At 60.4% G+C, this 19,716-nt stretch carries 8 protein-coding genes; 6 read left to right on the forward strand and 2 right to left on the reverse strand.

Annotated elements, in window-relative coordinates; genetic code table 11:
* The first annotated feature begins 62 nt into the window (after positions 1–62).
* The 5 genes from J3U87_RS25115 to J3U87_RS25135 all read left to right on the forward strand — a co-directional run bounded on the left by J3U87_RS25115 (position 63) and on the right by J3U87_RS25135 (position 7,738).
* Positions 63–2,759 carry a serine/threonine-protein kinase gene (locus J3U87_RS25115; RefSeq protein WP_237378537.1) on the forward strand — a complete coding sequence of 899 codons (2,697 nt, stop codon included), beginning with the start codon at positions 63–65 and terminating at the stop codon, positions 2,757–2,759.
* Between the two features lie 538 nt (positions 2,760–3,297).
* Positions 3,298–6,063, forward strand: coding sequence for a hypothetical protein (locus J3U87_RS25120; RefSeq protein WP_237378538.1), 2,766 nt, complete (start codon positions 3,298–3,300; stop codon positions 6,061–6,063).
* 16 nt (positions 6,064–6,079) lie between these two features.
* The gene (locus J3U87_RS25125; RefSeq protein ID WP_237378539.1) at positions 6,080–6,601 is read left to right on the forward strand and encodes a hypothetical protein; all 522 of its coding nucleotides are present in this window, start codon (positions 6,080–6,082) and stop codon (positions 6,599–6,601) included.
* Positions 6,594–7,079: a CesT family type III secretion system chaperone gene (locus J3U87_RS25130; protein WP_237378540.1), complete on the forward strand. Its 486-nt coding sequence runs from the start codon at positions 6,594–6,596 to the stop codon at positions 7,077–7,079. Before J3U87_RS25125 ends, J3U87_RS25130 begins: the two co-directional genes overlap by 8 nt.
* 176 nt (positions 7,080–7,255) lie before the next feature.
* Positions 7,256–7,738 carry a CesT family type III secretion system chaperone gene (locus J3U87_RS25135; protein WP_237378541.1) on the forward strand — a complete coding sequence of 161 codons (483 nt, stop codon included), beginning with the start codon at positions 7,256–7,258 and terminating at the stop codon, positions 7,736–7,738.
* 264 nt (positions 7,739–8,002) lie between these two features.
* On the opposite strand, the gene J3U87_RS25140 is transcribed toward J3U87_RS25135, so the two are convergent.
* The gene (locus tag J3U87_RS25140; RefSeq protein ID WP_237378542.1) at positions 8,003–8,434 is read right to left on the reverse strand and encodes a hypothetical protein; all 432 of its coding nucleotides are present in this window, start codon (positions 8,432–8,434) and stop codon (positions 8,003–8,005) included.
* A gap of 13 nt (positions 8,435–8,447) precedes the next feature.
* A complete protein-coding gene (locus J3U87_RS25145) occupies positions 8,448–13,742 on the reverse strand; it encodes an RHS repeat-associated core domain-containing protein (protein ID WP_237378543.1) in 5,295 nt (1,764 codons plus the stop codon).
* Positions 13,743–14,457: 715 nt separating this feature from the next.
* Between J3U87_RS25145 and J3U87_RS25150 the strand changes: the two genes are divergently transcribed.
* Positions 14,458–19,713, forward strand: a complete 5,256-nt coding sequence (locus J3U87_RS25150; protein WP_237378544.1) for a two-component regulator propeller domain-containing protein — start codon at positions 14,458–14,460, stop codon at positions 19,711–19,713.
* Positions 19,714–19,716 lie beyond the last annotated feature (3 nt).

The following is a 19,716-nucleotide window of genomic DNA, read 5'->3' on the forward strand; positions in this document are numbered from 1 at the left end:
TGTGGTGCGATTTCGCAAGTATCTCCGTGAGGTACACGATTTCTATCGATCGGGAGGGTTTTATGGATCTGAAAACGCTCGAGTCATATTATTTGCAGCTCCTTGAAATGACAGAGGCCGAACGCAGCGCCTTTCTGGATGATTTGGGGAAAACGCACCCGGATTCGGTTGCGCGCCTGCGGCGTTTGCTGTCGCCGCCCTCGTCGAATGAAGATCTCTTGGAACCCATTCTACCTGCGCATCTTCAGCCATTGCGCCACTTGCACGTCTGGGCTTCGCTGGGCGAGGACGCTTCCCTGGTTCAGGTGGGACCCTATCAAATCACCGGACTGTTGGGATACGGCGGCATGGGGGTGGTGTATCGGGCGGAGCGCGATGATCAGTATAAAAAAATCGCTGCCGTAAAAGTTATCAAAGCGGAGAGAAACCAAGATTTTTTCTATGAATTATTCGAAAAAGAATGCCAAACGTTGGCGCTTATGGAGCATGAGCATATCGCCAGGTTTTACGATGCGGGTACGTCGGAACAAGGTTATCCTTGCTTGGCGATGGAGTTTGTCGACGGTATTTCCATCAGCGACTTTTGCAGTATGCACAAACTCTCCCTGTCTGCTCGGATTCGATTGTTTCAGCAAGTATGTGACGGCGTGGCGTATGCCCACACCCAGGGCGTCATTCACGGCGATCTCAAACCCTCCAACATCTTGGTGATCCAGCGAAAGGAAGGTGCCCGGGCGAAAATCATCGACTTCGGGATCGCCAAGGTTGCCGGCCACCTTCTCGAGCAACCGCCCAATATGCTGATTGGGTCGCCGGCATACATGAGTCCGCAGTGGGCCGATGTGGGATCGCCCCTCGACACCCGCAGCGACATTTACGCGCTTGGTGCGGTACTCTTCGAATTGATTGCCGGGACCCCGCCGATCGATGTCACGAAGCTGGATCGCGACAAGGATTTGAGGGCACAGATCCTCCGCGTGCCGCGGCTCGAGTTGGACGAGGTCGTCGACGACGCGCGTGCCGAAGCCTTGGGAGAGTCGCCATCGCGCCTGAAGCGCAAGATCGCGGAGGACCTGAACTGGATTTCGAAGAAGGCCCTGGCCCTCGATCCCAAGGCGCGCTACCAGGTGGTGGAGGAGCTGAAAGGCGATCTACACCGCTTCCTGGTAGGGCTGCCCGTCAGGGCCGCGCCCGAGCGCTGGATCTATATATTTCGCAAGTGGCGCCGACGTCACAGGGCCGTGGCCTGTGCCGCTTTCGTTTCGGGGTTGGGACTGGTCACGGCCTTCGTGGCCTTGGCCTTGGCACTTCATCTGGCGAAGGTCGGGCTCGATTCGAAACAGAAGGTCGTCGAGACCCACGATTTCTACAACCATATCGTGACCCATTCGCATCCCGACCAGAGGGGACCCAACCTGAGTTTTGCAGATGTCCTGGCCCACTGGGAACACCACCTGGACACCCAGGTCGAGCTGGACTCGGAGCAGGTCGCCCGCCTGCGCATGACCTTGGGCAACACTTGTTATGGATTGGGGTTGTATCGCCGAGCGGAGCATAACTACGCGGCGGCCCTGGATTGGCGCAAGGCGAATTTGGGCGGCGCGCATCCGGATACGCTGGCGAGTTTGGAACGTTTCGCCCTGGTCAAGAAACATTTGGGTCAAGTTGACGACGCCGGGCGCGAATTTCAACGATTACTCGAACTCTCGGAACCCGGTACGCGGCTACACCTCATTGCCGAGTGTTCCCTGGCCGAATTGGCGATCGCCCACGGCGGCGCCGAGGAAGTGGAAACGCATATCGTGCGCTTGAAAGCCAAGCTGGCCACCCTCGCTCCGGACGATTCGGGCCGATTCCTGATCCAATCGGTGCTCATCGCCTATTTCAAACAGAAGGACGAGCACCGAGAGGCGGAACGCATGCTGAGAACCATGCTGGACGAACAGGAGCGCTTCCCCGGACAGGATGACTTTCAGATCATGCTCACCAGGCACAACCTGGCCAACGAGGTTCGCGCGGCTGGCCGCCACGGGGAAGCGCTCGTGATGTTCCAAGAGCTGGCGCGGATTCGAGCGGAAAACTATGGCGAGAATCACCTCTACACCATCAAGGCGGGCCACGTGGTGTCGGTCTGTTTGAAAAACGTGGGCAAAACCCGAGAGGCGTTCGCACTGATCGAGGACCTGTACCAGCGGGCGAAGGTGGTTCTCGGCGCTGACCACCCGGCCACGCTGGAAATCCACAACACCTATGCCCACCTGATCACCGACATCGAGGGGCCGGCGGCCGGGGTCATTCACTACCGCAGTATGATCGACGTCTACGGACGGTTGCCCGAACCCAAGCCGGAAGGTTATTTTTCAGCGTTTAATAACTTGGCACATGTTCTCAACGAGGCGGGGGCGTACGAAGAGGCGCTCGAAACGATCGACCGGACGATCGAGGAAAAGTCGGCCAGAGATGCGACACCTCCCACGAGCGTGCTGAACTCGCGCGTGACGCGTGCGGAAATATTGGAGAACATGCAGCGGTTCGAGGAGGCGCGACGTGCCTATCGAGAAGTCGTGGAGGATGCGCGGGAGACCGACCTGCCGGCCCATCACCTCGGCAGGTACGAAGGTTATTTCGGTCTTCATTTGGCGAGGACCGGGTTCGAGGAAGAAGCCATCTCGATATTGGAATCGAGTTTTCAGAAGCTGGACGATTCGAGCCGGCTGAAGCAAAAGGTCTCCAAACGGTTGGTGATGTTATTACCGTGACCCCGGCACATACAGGATGCGGAAACTGCGAGTTGGACGACTTCGTACAGCCGCAAACGTGTTTTTCGCGAACCTTCCGCGATCGATGAACCGAGTCGGGTTGGCCTTCTCTTGAAGAGTCTCGATCTTGTGCTGGAACGCTCACAAGGTCCCCGAAGCGCTCGCTCTTTTTCCGCTGCCGATCGTCGTTCGGTGGGGTTTATCACGCCCTCCTCGTCCAGGGATGGCGTCTCCGGCAATCTCGGTGCGATTCAATCTTATTAAAGCAAGAGTTTTACAGAAAGGCCCTCGAAGAACGAGTCGATCGGAGGACTGGTTGTTGGTGTGGCTTTTTTTTGTTGGAGCTGTCAATTTGCGTTGGGTGTAAATCTATTGAATATGGCGGAAAAAATGAGATCTCCATTTTGTCTCCATATTCGGCTTCTAGATTTTGCAACCAATCGCGACCTGACCTTTTCTTCACTAAAAACGCCGCCGAAAACGATGGCGATCATTTTCACCGGTAAGCCTATTTTCAAGACGCTACAGGAGGTCCATCATGCCTGGCATCGATACTCAGGTGCGACCCAAATTCGTGACGGGCACTTTTGCCGCGGGTGCACGCGCCGTTCCTTCGGGCAACGGCTACGGCAGTTCTCTTTTACGCGGCTTGAGGGGTTCCCCGGCCCCCACTACCCGCCTGGCACTCTACGATCCCGCAGTCGGTCATCACGTGGGCACTTCGGCCACCCAAACCAAACTGAACAACCTGAATTTGGTCAACACCGTGAACCACGTTGGTTTTTACCGAAGCGAGGACGTCAACACGGCCACCGACATCTTGGAATCGTTGAATATCAACGTGGACACCTGGTCCAACAGCCAGAAGATTCGCGCAGCCCAACTCGTGGCCTCCGGCGATGTGGGCGTCGGTTGGCTACGGCTCCACATCCAGGATGTCCGTCAGAACGATGCGACGGCCATCGCCGTGGGCAAGTTGTTGCAGGAAGACTACGACCACGCGCTGGCCCAGAACAAATCGGGCTTGCAGGATGCTTCGGTTTCCTGGAACAGCCACTCCGCGGTGAAGATGGCGGAGAAGATCATCGGTCCCGGTGGGGCCATCGACCAGAATTTCGTGGCCGAATTCTCGGCTCAACTGCAGAACGATCCACTGCGCGCGGGACACGGCCGGGGCCCTCATCAGGCGCACCTGCTGAAGATCCTCAACCTCTTGGCCAACGATGCCGGCTTTCAAAACGATTTGGGGGCGGTCCGTTCGCCACGTGGCAACGGCAACCCCGCACGGAACCTGATTCGCGCCACCTTGGGCCTGCCCACGGGCACGGCCGTGACCCGGACTCATACGAAACGAGCGGTTCTGGCCGCCTTGCTGGCCGAGGTCCGTCAGGGTGCCGTGGGTTCCTGTTTTGCCACCAGTGTGGCGGTCATGGTCCATGACGAACAACCGCGCAAAATGCTGAACATGTTGTCCCAAATGGTTCGGAACGGGTGCTTTACCGGAACTTATCGACCCAACGCCAATCGCCGCGTCGATGTGGCCCTGCCGTTGAACACGACACTGAACCGAGACAACTACACCCAAACCATCCGCCTGACCAGCACCGGAGACCTCACCCGCGTGGGCCGGCGCAACCTGGCGGATGCCCAACCATTGCACGAATTGCCAGGGGTGAAGGAAGCTCTTTCGGCTGCCGGATTCCCCGCCATCAACCACGCCGCCTTGGTGAACGGGGCGATCGGTCGCTTGATTCCACCCGACAATCGTTCCTATTTTCAACAGTATCAGGGAGTTCCGCATACTTTCGATACCACCGTCGAAGCGATCGTCAACGACATCATCCAAAATGCCGGAGTGAACGTGCCGGCTCGGACCGCCGCCGCGGAGGCAGCCTTTCACGCCCAAATGGAGAACCCGCTGATGCGTGCCGCCGAGTACACGATGGCCGGCTTCGCGGAAACACAGCACACGTCCAATGAAATCAGGAGAATTGCCGGCGACGCGGTCGGTGCTTTCGCCAACAATTTATTCATGGAAACGGCGACCATCCGCGCCGGCATCCAAGGCCAGGATGCCAATGAAACGCAACGACTCCAAACCGCCTTCGACAACTTCGACCAACGTTGGCAGGAAAACGTCTTTTCGGTATTTGACCAGAACTTGATCGTGGAGTACAACTCGGACTTCAGCCAAAACCATGTGGCCGACGACGGCCACTCCACCAAAGGCGGGTTCGAACTTTCGTGGCGCGATCCGGTGACCCGTCAGGTCACCCCGATTCGCACCCCCAACGATTTGCATCGAGCCTGTCTCTCCGGCATCAAACACGGCCTTCGCCTGACCAATGCCACCATTCCCAACCGTTCTCCCATTCGTCGCCAGATGCGCGCCTTGACCCGAGCGGTGGGCGAATTGGCCGAGGGGGTGCGGGGACCGGGCATCGATGCCACGAACATGATCCAACGCATCCGCCACATGCAGGAAAACCCGTTGGGCTTTGCCAAGGGCTCCAATGGGACCCCCGCCATCATCGGCATGATTTACGGGAAACAGGCTTCGGCACGAGCGCGACTGCAAGCCGGAAATCATCACCGCGCCAGTGGCGATGCCAAAGATGTCCTGCGATTCGCGGTTCAGCAGATGCGCACGATGCACGCCCGCATCACCAATCACGGCAACCATTTCGTGCAGCAGGATTTGCGGCAGTTCAGCGTGCCGACTTCCAATGGCCCCCACGCCTTTCTGTTGAAACCGGGCATAGACCCGAACTTCGTTCAAGCCTGGCAAGGCCACGCCAACATCGACACCTGGATGGGGAACACCCTGAACCCGGTGGCCCTTCAAACCTTTTCTGCCCAGCAAATCACCCCCCACAATGTGGCCACCGCCGTTCTCCAACTCAACCGCTATCCGGGTTTCAACGTGAATGCGGCCTCGGTCCTCCGGCGCTTGGGCAATCTCGGCGGTAGAACCCCCGCCAATCTGAACACGGCTCTGGTTGCCGAGCTCGGCGGAAACCCGACTGCCAATCAGAAAAAAATCATGGGGAAGGTGTTGTTCGAGGTCCTGAATCCGCCCGTCACGCCGGTGGTGATCGCCGATAGCAATTGGGGCGGAGGCGACGAAGTCACCCTGTTCGGGGTTTTGCGAAACCCCTTCACGGGCGACGACGAGCTGTGGGAACTCAGTTGGGACGGAACCCAACCCGTGAACCCAACTCCGAAATACCCCCTCGACCAAGACAAATACGTGAATACCGAGTGGAGTCTACTGACCGAACCGAAGAAATTCGGGATCCGCTAAGGGAAGGAGAGTAAGCATGATGTGGACATTCGCCCTTTTTTCGGCGCACGTAGATGGCATCCCGATTCACGTGCGAAGCGTGGATGGCGAGGTGGTGATCCTCTGTGGGGACCGGGCCGTGGACAGCTTGGAAGCGCTGGTGCACGCGGTGCCCGGGCTGCGGCGTGAAGAACATCTGATCGCCTATTGCCGGCTGGCCAACTACCTGAACACTTCCACCATGTTCCGGATGATCATGGAACCCGAATCCTATCGCCGCGAGTACGACGCCCTGCACGACCACGACGACAGCCCGGCAACGGTTACGCGGAACTACGGTCCCTTCGACCTGACCGAACTCGCGGAACCGGCCCTGGTCGACGGCGTGCCGGTTTTTTACGCGGAAAGTGCCGCCGGGCGCGTGCCCTACCAGGTTCTTGCGCCGTACCCAAACGCCGGGGAAACGTCGGTGATGTCCTACGAGCCGCTGGCCTATGCCGGCGATGACGAGGACGAAGACGAACACGAAGACGAGGAAGTAGGAGGCGATCATGCGTGAACATGCGGAGGCGACCCGCTGGCTGGCCGCTCTTTCCGAAGAGGTAGGCACCGAGCTCACCTTGAACGAGGAAGGGGTTTGCGGCCTGGGCGGCCCCGGGGGACCGGTGATTTGCCTGGCTGCCGGCGACGAGCGGGCACCGATCCATGCATGGGTCGACCTGAAGGATTTTGCGGCCCTGGACAGCGATCGGCGCGCGGCCCTGATCCAGCGCGCCCTGGTCTTGGACCTGGCCGGCCGCAAGACGCGAGGGACCTGTATCTCGTTGGATCCGAGCGGCCGACGCCTGGTGCTCGGCTATCGGGTGCCCACCGGCACCAGCGACGAGGCCTTCGTCAACCTGCTGGGCTGTCTTCTGGAAACGGCGCTCGACCTCCTCCCCAAACTCGATCCCGACAAGGTGTCGGCCCCCTTGCCGGAAACGGCCTCCCTGCCGCCTGTCGCCTCGGCGGCGTCCTGGCACCTGACCCGTTGTTGACGAACCCGAGGCAGCCAAACACTTCGGGGCCCCTTCACCGGCGTGGCCACGTCGCTGGCGGTTGGCCTGGCACGAAGTCCCGGTGATTCGCCCGACATCCGAACTCGCTCCCCGAATACCACCACCAATCCGGCCATCCGGAGCATGCAGCCACCACCACGGAAAGGAGACACACCATGAAGGCGACAGAAAAATTGAATTCCTGGCTGATTTCGATCGGCACGGATGTGGGTCTCGCCCTGGCCCTGAACCAGAACGGGATCTGCGCGGTCAAACGAGAGGAGGGGCCACCGCTGATCTTGGAGGCTGACGACGACGATCCCAACCTTTCGATGATTTCGCCGCTCGTGGATCTCTCCCGCTATTCGCGCACCGAGCGTCGTCGCTTGTTGGAAACCAGCCTGCAAATGAACCATGTAGGCGGCCTGGCCGAAATCGGCATGTTGGCCCTGGACGAGGCCGAGGACCGCCTGCTGTTGACCTGGTCCATGCCGTTGGCGCTGCTGGACGAGCCGAAACTGGCGGAAACCATGGACGCCCTGCTGCGCCTGGCGCAAACCCTGAAGGCCGGGTACGAAAGCGACTTCACGGCGGAACGGGAGGCTTCGGCCCAGCACCCCCCTCCCGAATTTCCGCCCCTGCCCGGTATGTTTGCCTGACGCGACCGTGCCGGCTCCGGCTCGGCGCCGGCACGGGTGCGAACGACCGTTCTCCGCTTGGATGAAGTGTTCGCTGCCGACAGGGCTGCCCCCCACTATGATGGGCAAGAAGGAACCGAAGCCTTTGTTAAATAAGGTTTGGCTGGTGCCCGTTTGCGGGTCACTATGACATCCAGATCACCTCATCGTCCCAAACGATCGATCTCGGTGCCTCGTGAAAGTTGAAATCTTGGTCATCCATTGTGACGTGATTCATTTCATCATTCACGCACACCCTAAATATTGAGAAATTGTTTCATGGCTTCGAACAACTTTTTCAGAAATGAGCAGCGCTTCTTGAAAGAGCGGGTGGATGAGGGCACTTTGTCTGGATATCATTTCTCCTAAAAGATCGGAGTTTGGCCACGGCGAGCTTTCTGGGCCGATTGCAGAAAACGTGACGTCATCCCGGTCGTCAGTGATTTGAAAGCCAAAACAAGTTCGATCGCGAATTGTTGAACTCGAATCCCAGTCTCCCAAAGAAATGGCAAACGATACTTGTTTTACCTCGTGTTCAGGAGACCACGCGGCATAATATACCCCGTAAGCGTCATTGTCTTTATAAACAAAACCATGACCGTTGTAAGATATTCGTTTACAGCAGTGGCAGGTTGATTTTTCTTCATTCTCACCAATTTCCACACTATACTTTGTCATGTTTGTTCCTTGTTTATTGCCATTGAAATTCTTCCGTTGTTTTTGCACCCTTGCTCCGATTGCAACCTCGGCAAGTATTCTGTGCATTGTCCAAAGTGTTATTCCCATTCCTTGATTTAGGAATGGCGTGGTCAATTTCTGACCTCGTAGGGCCTGGGGTGTCCGAGGTTCGTGTTCCACAGAACACACATGAATCACCGCTCTCTTTCCTCGCTTGTTCTCTGACTTTATCCGGAAACCGCTTGCCGGCTCCTTTCCCACCTGCGGAACCTTTTTTGGGAGAAGTTTTGGGAGTGGTCTTCGCAGCGTTCGCCGCATCATCGACCTTGTCCAGGGCTTTGGCAGTATCCCCCGCATTATCCAATGTATTGGCCGCTTTGCGAAGGTCATTTGCCTTGTCGGCCTTTGTCGCGGCATTGACCACCATCTTCCCGGCCCGCGACACCTTGATCGCCGTTCCCGCGCCGCCAGGCACGACTGGAACCGCTGCCGCCAAGGTGTCGACCACCACACCGCCGGCATCGATCGTGGCGTCGAGCCAGTTGCCTTCGCGGGCATTGTGGACGAACGAGGCCACCCCGATGCCGATGTTGGCCACGTCCCATACGGTTTCCAGGGCTTGGCCGTCCGGGTCCACCGCGTTCGCCGGGTTTTGGTGGGTGTAGCTGTACAGGTTGTAACTGTTTGGCTGGTACGGATTGAAATCACGGCCCGGATCCGGTTGGGTGAAGCAGCCGGCCACCGGGTCGTAGAACCGGGCTTTCATGTAGATCAGCCCGTTCGGGTCTTCGTCGTGACCGGTGAAGCCGTGTGCGCCCTTGTGGCGGGCTTCGGCAATGAACGGTTGCCCGTAGGGTTCGTAGGCGGAGGTCGTGGCCTCGTTGGTTTCTCCATCCCAGGTCACGACCGGGTTGCCCAACCGATCGCGGAAAAAGTGAGTCTTTTCCTTGTTCACGAGAAGACCGTTTTCGAAGTCCTCTTTTTCGAGATAGATGGCCTTGCCCTGCAAGGTGATGTACTGGCGCCGTTGCTTCAGCGCGTCGTTCGTTCCAAGGGCGAAGTCTTCCTCGGTGATGATCCGGCCGTCGGCGTGGCGGATTGAATACGTCACCCTTTCGGTGTCCTGGCGGACGGCGGCAACGCGTTGGCCGAAGGCGTCATACAGGAAGAATTGCTCACCCGATCCCGAACGGTTCCCGTTGACGCGCCGACTTGCCGTGATCCGGGAAACCTGGCCGGCTCGGTTGTACTGGACCTGATGGTTCGGTGTGCCCGTCAACCGGCCTTGCACGTCGTAGGTGTAACCACCGTCTCGGTGAAACGGGTTCCCCTGGCTGTAACCGGCTGCATGGGCACCCACGGCCAGCGTCGCATTCCCGGTGTGATAGCTCAGCGCGGTTCGGTTGGTGAGGTTCCCGACTAGGTCGTAGCCGTAGGTGATCGACGCGTTCCCGACGGCGAACGACTGCAACTGGCCCAGCTCGGTGTAGCCGTGACGAACCTCCGTCGCGGAAGGGAACAACCGGTCGTTTCGGGTGTAGGACGCCATGAAGCCCCACTCGTTGTAGGTGGTGAAGACACATCGGTACAAGTGCCCCATGCTTCCGCGAAGCTCGCAGGTCGCCGAGCGACCCATGGTGTCCGGCCACCAGTAGTTGAACAGCGAGGGACCCGTCCCCATGGCTTCCGCGGCAGCGACCTCGAGCGCGCCCTCATCGATCAACTGGTCCTCGGCGAGCGGGGGCCTGCTTCGCTCCTCGGCCGTGACCGGCTCCGCCATCCGCGCGAGTGCCGGCGCGCAGCTCTCCGACTGGCAATCGCCCAGATCCCAAATTGCCGCCAAAAGCTGACCGTTATAGGGATTGTATTGGCCGTGATCGATCAGGTGTTCGAAGTCGGGGCCTTCGGGATGGTTGGGACCGAACCCATAGAACACGCCTCGTGGCGAACCGAAATAGTCGTAGGTGTAGGACTCGAAGGCCCCATGGGGATGCTGGAACCACCGTTCCCGGCCGATCTCGTCGTATGCCACATCGATTTCGTAAGCGCGAGTTCCCGAAAGCGCTTCAACTGAGAGGTCTCCGTTTTCCAGGCTAGAGCCATCCAACTGCGGCAAGGTGATCGTCATGCCCATAAGCCGATTAGCGCCGTCGAATGACTTGTACGTGTAGGTGACCGGTAACCCGCTGTCGGACACCTGAACCGCTTCGGTCAGGCGGTTGCGGGCATCGTAGGCGAAGGTCGACAGCAATGATTCGTTGGGTTCGTTTAGAAGGCGACCGTATGTCTCCCGCAAGCGACCCAAGCCGTCGTAGACGAACCTGGTGGCGGCAGTGGGGTTCGCCTCGTCGCCTTGATACCGGCGCGCCAAGAGCCCGCGATTGTCATAGGCGAATCGAACCGGCTCACCGATTTCGGGATGGGTTTCCTCGAGTACCTGACCGAGCCAGGTGCGGATCGTCGTGCGGGCCAGCGCGTTATCTCCGAGGGGAAGAACCGTCGCCTTCAGACCCTTTGGATGCGCGGCGTACTGAAAAAACGTGCTTGATCCATTGGTGCCCGCCATGGTGATCCGACCCAGGAAGTCGGTTTCCCGAACCCGTTCCAAGGTGCTGTCTGTGTCGTAGGCTGACACACGTTGGGATAGGATCGCGCCGCCATCGGCGGTTCGGCGATATCCGAACAGGGTGTCCTGCAGGATGCGGTTCGCTTCGGTCCAGGTGAAATAGATGCGGGTTGGCCGACCGAAGGCGTCGTATTCGTAGGACCAATGGCCACCGAGGCCACTGGTCTTGCGCGCCACCAGGCCCAACGGCGTGTAGGTGGTGTCCCGTTCAAAGGTGATTCGATCGAGCGTGGCAATGCTTTCGCGGGTTTCCCGACCCCACACGTCGAACTGCCGGAACAGGACCGGGATGGTGTAGCCCGACTTGGTCCGGGTCACCATCGGAAACGCCATCCCCGATCGTCCGTGCTCCGGCGCTTGGAGCCGGTAATAGCTCGTGATGTAGGGCGCGGAAGCCCCTGGCCGAGCGTATTCGGTCACCAGGTCGGCGGTGTCCGGCCGCTGGACCAGCTCGACGCGGCCGTCATCGTCGTAATGGTAGGTCGTGGTGACGCCGTCGACGTTTTCGGTGGCCACCGAGCCGTCGGGGTTGAGGGTCCGGGTGGTGTCCACACCTTCGGGGTGATCGATGCGTGTCGACACACCAAAGACGTAGTCGTGGAAGCGGGTCGGGGCTCCGCTTTCACCACGGGTTTCCTGGAACGGCAATCCGCGGTTCGCGCCGGTCTGATAATAGGTGAAGGTGTCGCGCTCGGATTCGGTCGCATGGCGCCAGCGCCGAACCTCCGTCGCGAAGGGAAAGGCCGCGTCTTGGTATCTGTAGGTGGTGCGGCCGATCGTTTCCGCCACCGCGCTTCGTTGGAAGGTCTCGCGCTCCTCGGTAACAAGGCCGAGCACGTAGGACGCGTCCAAGACGTGGTCGTGTTCGCCGAACTCCCGAACCACCCGATGCGTGTAGTCAAACTCCCGGAGCAACAGGTGAGACCCGTTGCGTGCTTTGCGCATGACAGCCGTCGGCTGCAGGAAATGTAGATCGAAGTTCTGACCGTTCAGGCCGTTTTCGTCAAACCAACTGTAGTGGTAGTTGGTGTCGATCCAAACGCCATCCTCCAACTGGCTGTGCTGCCGCAGGGCATGAACCTGGATCAGGTCGCCGCCGGCATGATCGCCGATGGTGAGTGGCGGCGTGTAGGTCCAGGCCTCCCGATAACTGGCATCGCCGAAGGTGACGGTGCGTTCGCGCGGACGGCCGACCACATGGGCCTGGTCCCACGTCTGGAAGTAGGTTTCGAAGATGGGCGTGTTGACGTAGCTGGTCACCCGCCGAAAGGTCTGGTCGCCGTTGTGTTCCGTGACCGTGACGTCGATCCGGCCTTCCTGCTGCGGGTTGGTACGTTCCTCGTTGGCCGTCCACTGGCGGTAGTCAAAGGTATAGCGACCACCGGCAAAGGTCATCTCGCTCAGGCGCACGTATGGGCGGGAAACGGTGTGGTAGACCTCGCAGCCGTCATCGCGCGGGGTGCGGCAATCACTGGTGTCTACCTCCAGGTGATGGAAGTCTTGGGAGGCGTAGTCATACTGGACCGTGCCACCGGCGGGCAAGGTCATCGCTGTGACATAGGGGAAGCGCTCGCCGATGTGCTCGGTCGTGAAAACGGTCTCGTAGCCTTCGGGCGTGGTGACCTTGTGAAGGACCGTGAAGGTCTGGTTTCCGATGTGAATGGACCGATACGCAAACGACTTCAGGAGCTTGGAGCCTTGGGACGATTCGAGCGTGACCCGAATCAGTCGGTCGCCCTCATAGTGAAACTGCAATGCCCGACCAAAGGAGTCGGTGACGCGGTCGACCAGCGCCGAATCGGGCAAGGTCCCGTCGGGATCGCGGCCGCCAACATACGAAATGGAGATCGTGCGCTGGTTCGGAAGGCGGATTTCCACGGGGAAGAACTTGACCGCAGTCGCGTTGTGCCACTCGGTGACGCGCTGAACGGCCTGGAACTCGGTGCGCTGGCCGTTGGGGTCGAGCAGGTAGTAACTGTTTTGGGAAAACCCTTCGAGGGAAGTTCCGTCCAGCGTTCGCGCTCGTGTGATGCGGCGCAATTGGTCGTCGACGAAGTGGATGTCGGCATGGCGGGGCATGCAGCCGTCGAAATCGCAAACGTCTTCGGGCCCACCGTTTTCGGGATCGGCCTGAAACAGGCTGTCGCGGCCGAACACCGTGACGTTGCCGGCGGTATCGACGAAGCGGACGCGTTCCCAATCGGCGGAGGCCGGACCGGTTCCGTTTCCGAACACAGCGTTGCGGGCCAGGATGTAACCAAAGTTGAAGCGCCACCCGAAGCCCAAACCCTGGCCGGTGGGCGCCTCGTTCATGGGACACAGGCGGAAACCGTTTTCGTCGTCGCAATACTTTTCCTGCGGCGACTTGTAGATGGGTTGCAGGTACATGCCCGGAACGCCGATGGGATCGAGTGCGATGTTGAGCTTGCCGGTAAACTCGTTGACGGTGGTGAAGGGCGCTGAAGTACCGAGGCCCAGACGATCGGAGTCCGAAGAAAGGGAGGCAACGCCATTTTGAGGCTCGGTCAAGGCAGGGTTGCGGCGGTTCGAGTCCTCGGCATCCGCGTCAGAGGCGGAAATCGACGTGCTCATTAGGAGGAGAAGCCCGCCAATGGCGCAGGCCAGCGTCAGGCGGCATGCACGCCGAAAGCGCTGACCTCGAAGAGAGGGATAGAAAGACATGGTGTCCAACTCCAGACAAAATTCAATTCGATGGATGAAGGAGTTAAGGTCCGTATTTCAAGATCGTTGACGAAGAGGTCATGGTTCAGGTGCGCCAAGGCATACTTCGATCGAACCGGCCGATACGCGTTGGCAGTCTGGTCGATGCCTCGCGGACACGCAAAGCTCCCAAAGGATGTTGTCAGCGAGGGTTTGGTGTCCAGGTGCTGTCGAGATCAGGGCCTTTGTGAACCTCAATACAAGGACGCCGCAGAGGATGGTGAACTGAGGGTGTTACATTGGTAGGCGGCAAGAACTCACACTTTGAAGTGCCCATTACAGAGGATTTACAAGACGACGATTTACCTAGGTATTCAATTCGGTACACCTCAAGACTCTACCGGTTCACGATGTCAGCCCTTGTCTTTGGCGGCACATTGGTCAGCCGGAATTCACTTCAGGGCGTTTCGGAGTGCTTCGACCGAGGATCGATGGTGCCGGGGATGGTTCGGGCTCCTGGCTCAAACGAGAGGTAGCCTGGCCGTACCCATGCCGCTCAGCATCGGGAACCCTGGGTTCGCCACCCCAGGGCAGGGTAGGGGTCTCGTCCCCTAGGTAGGTTTCGCGGTGGAGGCCGCGTCCGAGGCGCTCGATTTCAAGTTCGCTGCACGGAAAGGCACACTTTTTTGGGAAGTACCGATAAGATAAGGTACTCCTCTCTTGGAAACGTCCTTTCATGATCATCTACGCTTCTCTTTCCTTCTCCACCTCGGCGCGTGCCTTGGGTCGCCACTGCCTGTTCGCGCTGCTGAGCCTGGCGCTGCCGTTGGCGCGGGCCCAGCCCGACCTCTACCACTTCGAGCGCATCACTCCCTCCGATGGGTTGCCGCACAGTGTGGTCAACGACATCGCGCAGGACGATGTCGGTTTTCTGTGGTTCGGCACCCAGGAAGGCCTCAGTCGCTACGACGGCTTCGAGTTCCGCGTCTTCAAACACGATTCGAGTGACGCCACCTCGCTTTCGGACAACTACGTGCGTTGTGTGCTCGTCGACCGCCAGGGGCGACTTTGGGTCGGTACCTCCAATGGCCTCAACCGTTTGGAGCGGAACACCCAGTCTTTCGTGCGTTACCTGCCCGACCGGGACCGCAAGGGTGCGCTCAGCTCCCCCGCCGTGCGCCAGCTCTTTCAGGATCGGGACGACCGGTTGTGGGTGAGCACCCTCGGCGGTGGCCTCAACCGATTGGATCCCGAAACCGGTACCTTCGAGGTCTTTCGCCACGATCCCAACGACCCCACCAGCCTCAGCCACGATCAAGTGGAAACCGTCTACCAAACTCGCGACGGCACCATGTGGGCCGGCTGTGTCAACGGCATCAACCGCTTGCGCGGCGGACGCTTCACCCTTTTCGCCAACGGTTCCGAGCAGCCGGACTTCGTGGCCATGAACCAAATCAAACGCTTCCTGGAGGATGATCGGGGACGTCTCTGGGTCGGCTCCTTCAGCGGTACCCTGCAGATGCTCGATCGCGATACCGGCCAACTGACGCACTATCCGCTGCCGGACGGCAAGGGTACCAACGTCATCAGCGATCTGCTGCTGACCGATACCGGCTCCCTCTGGCTGGCCACCTACAGCGGCCTGTTCCTCTTCGATCCGGATCGCGGCTACCTCCGTCAACTCACCCACGATCCCGCCGATCCCATCAGCCTCTCCGGCAACCTGTTGCGTTCGCTCTTCCGCGACCAATCCGGGCTGTTCTGGGTGGGTACCTTCGAAGCCGGCGTCAACAAGGTCAACCTGGAACAGCGATCCTTCATCCACTATCGCTACGCCCCCAATTCGAAAAACGGCCTGGGCGACAGCAGCATCCGCGGATTCCATCCCGACGGTCGCGGCCACATGTGGATCGCCACGGGCAAAGGCGTGGAACGACTCGACCTGGAAACCGGCACCTTCGAGCACTTTCGGCACGATCCGAACGATCCTGGCTCGCTCAGCAGCGACGACATCCTGGAAGTCTTCGTGGACGCGCAAGGCACGCTGTGGGTGGGCGCCTTCGGCGGTGGGCTCCTGTCCTATGACGAAGCCAGGGGCGCCTTTCGCCACTACCGCCATCTGCCGGGCAATCCGCGCACCCCTTCCGGCGACTACATCTCTTCCATCAACCAAACCGAGCCCGGCGCCTTGTGGATCGGTACCTTCGGCGATGGCCTCGACCATTTCGACCGCTCCTCGGGCATCTTCACCCGTTTCACCCACGACCCCGGCGATCACCGCAGCCTGGCGGCCAACCGCATCTGGCGCATCCTTCCCCGCGATCATCGACTGCTGCTCGGCACCTACGGCGGCGGGCTCTCGATCATGGATCCCACCACGAACACCTTCACCAATTACGACCACGATCCGAACGATCCCACCAGCCTCTCCCACGACAACGTGTACTCGATCTACCACGACAGCGGAGGCCGCCTTTGGGTCGGGACGTCCTCCGGACTCGACCGGGCCGTGGGTGATCTGGACGCGCTCTCGTTCCACCCGGGTCCGTTGCTTGCCGGTGGGGCCGGCAACTCGATCTACGGTATCCTCGAAGACGATGCGGGACTCCTGTGGATCAGTACCAACGCCGGCATCTCGCGCCTGGATCCCGAGACGCACGTGGTACGAAATTTCGACGAGAGCCACGGGCTCCAGAGCCTGGAGTTCAAGGAAGGCGCCTGGGGAAAGAGCCCCGACGGCGATCTCTGGTTCGGGGGATCGAACGGTTTCAACCGCTTTCGACCGGAGAAGGTGTTCCCCGAACGTCCGCCGCCGCCCGTCGTCATCACCGAAATGGAGCGCATCAACCGCCAGTGGATGGGGGAAATCGCGGGTGATCGGCGCGACGCGATCGTGCTCGACCACCGCGACGCCGTCATCTCCTTCAGTTTCGCCGCGCTCGACTACGCGGCACCGAAAAAGAACCGCTACGCCTTCAAGCTGGAAGGCTTCGACGAAGCGTGGGTCTACTCCGGCAACCGCCACCGCGCCAGCTACACCAACCTGGATGCGGGCACCTATCGCTTTCGCGTGAAGGCCGCCAACAACGACGGTGTCTGGAACGAGACCGGTATCGGTGTGCCATTGCGGGTCCTGCCGCCGCCATGGCGGACCTGGTGGGCCTACGGGCTCTATCTGCTGGCCGGAATCGCCCTGCTCGCCGTCCTCTATCGCGCCAAAACCCGTGAGCAACGATTGACCCTGGTTTCCCAGCAGGCCCAACTGCAGGCCATGGAGAAACTGGACCGCCTCAAGGACGAGTTCCTCGCCAACACCTCGCACGAGTTGCGCACGCCGCTCAACGGCATCGTCGGCCTCGCCGAATCCCTGCTGGAAGGGGCCCGTGGCTCGCTGGAGATTCCCGTGTGCCACGACCTGGACATGATCGCCTCCAGCGGACGTCGACTCGCCGGCCTGGTGGACGACATTCTCGACTTCTCCAAGCTGCGCCAGGGTGCCCTGAAGCTTCGGCTGCGGCCCGTGCACCTGGCTACCATCGTCGAGACCGTCTTCGGCTTGTGTCAACCGTTGGTGGCGGGGAAACCGGTGACCCTGGCGCATCGGATGGACGCGTCACTGCCGGACGTGCTCGCGGACGAGAACCGCCTCTTCCAAATCATGCACAACCTGGTGGGCAACGCCATCAAGTTCACCGAGCAGGGTGCCGTGACCGTCACGGCCGAGCCCCTGGACGGGCGGCTGCGGATCAGCGTCAGCGATACCGGGATCGGCATCGCACCGGAAGCCCAGGAACGGGTGTTCGAGACCTTCGAGCAGGCCGACGGTTCCGTGTCCCGCACCCATGGCGGTACCGGCTTGGGCCTCGCGATCGTGCGCCAGCTCGTCACCCTGCACGGCAGCCGGATCACGCTGGATTCCACGCCGGGCGAGGGCTCTACCTTCCGTTTCGAACTCGCCATCGCGAATCAGGCCGCCCTACGGGAGGTCCCGGTGGACGACGCTTGGCCGGAGGTCCGCACCACGGTGGGTACCGCATCCGAATTGACCCGTTTCCAGGCGGCACCGCAGCCGGAAGGAACCTGGGAACCCCAAATGGAACTTGCCGTCGACGGCGATGGCGTCCACATCCTGGTCGTCGACGACGAACCGGTGAACATCCAGGTCTTGATCAATCATCTGGCGCCCTGCAGTTTTTCCGTCGACAAGGCACTCGACGGTGCGGAGGCGATCCGCCTTCTCGACGGCGAGAAACGCTTCGACCTGGTTCTGCTGGACATCATGATGCCGCGCATGTCGGGCTACGAGGTCTGTACGGAGATCCGGCGGCGCTATTCGGCCGACGAACTGCCGATCGTGCTCCTCACCGCCAAAAACCTGGTGGCCGATCTGGTGCGGGGCTTCGAATCGGGTGCCAACGACTACATTCTCAAACCGGTCTCGAAGGGCGAGCTGCTGGCGCGCATCGAGATTCACATCGAACTGGCCAACGTGCATCGCAAACTGAAAACCTACAGCCGGCGCCTGGAAGCGGAGGTGGCCGAGCGCACCCGGGCCCTGGAAGGCCGCAACAACGAATTGGAGCAGCTCAACGAGATCATCAAGTCGGTCAACCAGAAGGTCAAGATGGACGAACTGCTCGAAACCATTGTCGAGCGTGCCACCGACCTGTTTCCCAAGGCCGATATCGCCATGTTCCTCCAGGTGGATCGAAAAATGGAGTACCTGCAATTCCGCCATGTGCGCGGCGAGCACGCCGAGGCGTGGGTGGGCCGGCGGCTCCCGTACCGGATGCTGCGTGAATATTTCGAATCCGGCAACACGCGGTTGGAGCGCGGCATCTACCTGCTCGACGTGGAGGCCGCCGGTCGCATTGGCGATCTACCCTGGACCGAAGCCATCCTGGCAATGACGCTGGCGTTGCGCGAGGAGCCCGAAGGCTTCCTGGTGCTGGGTAGCCACGCGCGCGGCGACGCCTTCCTCGATTCGGATGTGGAGCGCTGCCGCCGCTTCCGCGAACACGCCCTGACGGCCTTCGCCAAAGCCCGCATGTTCGCGGAGCTGGAAGAAATGACCAAAACCCTGTTCGAGACACAGCAGGAGCTGGTGCGGGCGGCGCACGGTGCCGGCATGGCCGAAATCGCTACCGAGGTGCTCCACAATGTCGGCAACGAGTTGAACAGCATCAATGTCTCGATCGAGAGCATTTCCTCGATCCTCGAGGAGGACCCGCTGCGTGTCGTGGATCGCGTGTTCGCCCTGATCCGTACCAACAACGACCGCCTCGCCGCCTACCTGGCCGAAGATCCCCAGGGCCGGAAGATCACGTCCCTGGTTCCCGAACTCATCGACAACCTGCGCGACATCCACGAAAGCCTGCGAGACGATGCCAAATCCCTGCGCGCCCACGTGAAGAACATCCGCCTCTTCATGCGCAACCAGAACGAACTGGCCGAAGCCGAACACTTCCTGGAACAAGCCGACCTGAACAACATGTTGCACGCCGCGCTGACCTTCCGCGAAAAAGAGTTGAAAAGGCACGGGATCGTGGTGAATCGCGAGCTGACCGACCTGCCGGGCCTGCCGGTCAACAAACCCCGGCTCCAAAAGGTTCTGGACATCTTGATCGAAAATGCACGCGAGGCGATGGCCGGCTTGCCGTCGACCGCCAGGCGGGAACTGAGGGTCGCCACCGAGCTGCGCGACGACCGCATCCTGGTGGCGATCGGGGATTCGGGAACCGGCATCGAGCCAGGCCTGCAAGCGCGCATCTTCGCCCAGGGCTTTTCTACCAAGGGACCGCGCCGAGGTGGTTCGCTCCACTACGCCGCCAACACCCTCAAACAGTTGGGAGGGCACATCCGGCTGCGGGAGCAAGACCGCGGGACCACCCTGGTGCTGGAACTGCCGCTCCGGTTCGAGACCCGGGCGCTCGACGAACCAACCTCACCCGAAACCGCCGACAGCATCGGGCCCTCCGAGCGATCGCCGTGAGCC

The organism is Sulfidibacter corallicola (assembly GCF_017498545.1).
In the GTDB taxonomy this organism is placed as follows: Bacteria; Acidobacteriota; Holophagae; order Acanthopleuribacterales; family Acanthopleuribacteraceae; genus Sulfidibacter; species Sulfidibacter corallicola.

Bases quoted from the DNA above. Each gene is read 5' to 3' on its own strand.
- J3U87_RS25130 (WP_237378540.1), top strand. From the start codon at position 6,594: ATGCGTGAACATGCGGAGGCGACCCGCTGGCTGGCCGCTCTTTCCGAA.
- J3U87_RS25150 (WP_237378544.1), top strand. From the start codon at position 14,458: ATGATCATCTACGCTTCTCTTTCCTTCTCCACCTCGGCGCGTGCCTTG.
- J3U87_RS25140 (WP_237378542.1), bottom strand. From the start codon at position 8,434: ATGACAAAGTATAGTGTGGAAATTGGTGAGAATGAAGAAAAATCAACC.
- J3U87_RS25115 (WP_237378537.1), top strand. From the start codon at position 63: ATGGATCTGAAAACGCTCGAGTCATATTATTTGCAGCTCCTTGAAATG.
- J3U87_RS25125 (WP_237378539.1), top strand. From the start codon at position 6,080: ATGATGTGGACATTCGCCCTTTTTTCGGCGCACGTAGATGGCATCCCG.
- J3U87_RS25120 (WP_237378538.1), top strand. From the start codon at position 3,298: ATGCCTGGCATCGATACTCAGGTGCGACCCAAATTCGTGACGGGCACT.
- J3U87_RS25135 (WP_237378541.1), top strand. From the start codon at position 7,256: ATGAAGGCGACAGAAAAATTGAATTCCTGGCTGATTTCGATCGGCACG.
- J3U87_RS25145 (WP_237378543.1), bottom strand. From the start codon at position 13,742: ATGTCTTTCTATCCCTCTCTTCGAGGTCAGCGCTTTCGGCGTGCATGC.